Source organism: Streptomyces sp. DvalAA-14, assembly GCF_900091855.1.
In the GTDB taxonomy this organism is placed as follows: domain Bacteria; phylum Actinomycetota; class Actinomycetes; order Streptomycetales; family Streptomycetaceae; genus Actinacidiphila.
The window spans coordinates 1-1,935 of record NZ_FMCH01000278.1 but is presented as its reverse complement, the minus strand read 5'-3'; the positions used below and the strand labels follow the sequence as shown (position 1 = coordinate 1,935).

The 1,935-nt window shown below is 70.0% G+C and carries 2 protein-coding genes; one reads left to right on the top strand and one right to left on the bottom strand.

Features of this window, described 5'->3' with window-relative positions:
* On the top strand, positions 1-1,201 hold a 1,201-nt coding region (locus GA0115240_RS14340), incomplete at its 5' end, for a discoidin domain-containing protein (protein ID WP_093737063.1).
* Between the two features lie 68 nt (positions 1,202-1,269).
* Here the strand turns inward: GA0115240_RS14340 and GA0115240_RS14335 are convergent.
* Entirely contained in the window at positions 1,270-1,818 is a 549-nt protein-coding gene (locus GA0115240_RS14335) for a GNAT family N-acetyltransferase (protein ID WP_093737062.1), read from the bottom strand.
* Positions 1,819-1,935 lie beyond the last annotated feature (117 nt).

Below are 1,935 nucleotides of genomic sequence, written 5' to 3'. Positions count from 1 at the left end.
GGAGCGACGACTCACCGGCGGCGCCAACACCGGGGTCAACGGCGCCGACTGGAAGTACGACACCGGTCCGGGCAGCAGCTTCGGCACCGGTGAGATCGAGACCATGACCAACAGCACCTCCAACGTCTACCAGGACGGCAACGGCCACCTGGTGCTGAAGGCGCTGCACTCGGGCACCGACCCGCGTTCGGGCTGGACCTCGGGGCGGATCGAGACGCAGGCGGCGACCTTCGGGGCACCTGCCGGCGGTGTGGTGATGATGCAGTCCTCGATCCAGCAGCCGAACCTGACCACCGCCAACGGCGCGGGCTACTGGCCGGCGTTCTGGATGCTCGGCTCGACGCTGCGGTCCGGCGTGGGCTGGCCGGGCTCCGGTGAGGTCGACATCCTGGAGGACATCAACTCCCGCAGTTCGGTGTTCGGCACGCTGCACTGCGGGGTGGGCCAGGGCGGTCCCTGCAACGAGACCACCGGTATCGGCTCCGGCGAGCGCGCCTGCAGCGGCTGCCAGACGGGCTACCACACCTACGCGGTGCAGATCGACCGCTCGGTGTCGCCCGAGCAGATCCGCTGGTACCTGGACGGGAACAACTACTTCACCGTCAACTCCACCCAGGTGGACGCGACGACGTGGGCGAACGCGGTGGACCACCCGTTCTTCATCATCTACGACCTGGCCATGGGCGGCGGCTTCCCCGACGCCTTCGGTGGCGGCCCGAACGCGGCCACCGTCAGCGGCGGGCAGATGAACATCGACTACGTGGCGGTCTACAACAAGGGCCCGGGCAGCGGCACCACCACTCCCCCGCCGGCCGGCACCAACCTCGCCCAGGGCAAGACCACCACCGCGTCCTCCACCGAGAACGCCGGCACCCCCGCCTCGGCGGCCACCGACGGCAACACCGGCACCCGCTGGTCCAGCGCGTTCAGTGACCCGCAGTGGCTCCAGGTGGACCTCGGCGCGACGCACACCATCAACCAGGTGAAGCTGAACTGGGAGGCCGCCTACGGCAAGGCGTTCCAGATCCAGACCTCGGCCAACGGCACCAACTGGACCACGATCTACTCCACGACCACCGGAACCGGCGGCAACCAGACACTCAATGTCTCCGGCTCCGGGCGGTATGTCCGGGTGTACGGGACACAACGCGCGACGCAGTACGGCTACTCCCTGTGGGAGTTCGGCGTGTACGGCAGCTGACCGCACCTCACCGCAGCTCACCGATAGGGGCGGGTCGGGCCTTCGGGCCGGGCCCGCCCCCGCGTCGCTCAGGGCCGCTCCAGGAATGCGAACTGGGCTTCCTTGTCCGGGAGTTCGACCACCGGCCCGAGGGTGAAGCCGGTCCGCACCACCCGCCGCACGGCCCGGAAGTTGCGCGCGTCGGGCTCGGCCACGATGCGGCGGCAGTCCGGGTCGGCCAGCACGAAGGCGATCAGCACGGTCAGCAGGTCCGAGGTGAAGCCGGGCCGCCGGGTCACCTGGGGATCGGGCGGGCCGAGCAGCAGATGGATGCCGATGTCCCCGGGCCGGGCGTCGTAGCAGTCGCCGATCGGGTCGGCCTCGGGCCGGTAGGTCTGGAAGAGGGCGATCGGTCGCCCGTCCCGGTGCACGAGATAGGCGTGGTGGGTGTCGAGCGCGTCGAGGTGGGCGTATATCTCCCGCACTCGGGCCCGGTCGGCCTCCCGCATCCCCCAGAAGCGCGCACGCTCCTCGGTCACCCATCCGTACAGCAGATCCAGATCGCGGTCGGGTTCGACGGGTGCGAGCGTGACGGTGCCGAAGCCCTCGATGTGCTGCCGGTACACGGTCGTGGTCATGCCGCTGGGTACTCCTCGTTCGGGGTCGGCTGATGACGGTCGGTGGCCGCGGGCAGGAGTTCGCCGCGCAGCCAGCAGGGCAACTGGTCGTCGTAGTGGGCGTCCCCCGGCACCCCC

Bases quoted from the DNA above. Each gene is read 5' to 3' on its own strand.
- GA0115240_RS14335 (WP_093737062.1), bottom strand. From the start codon at position 1,818: ATGACCACGACCGTGTACCGGCAGCACATCGAGGGCTTCGGCACCGTC.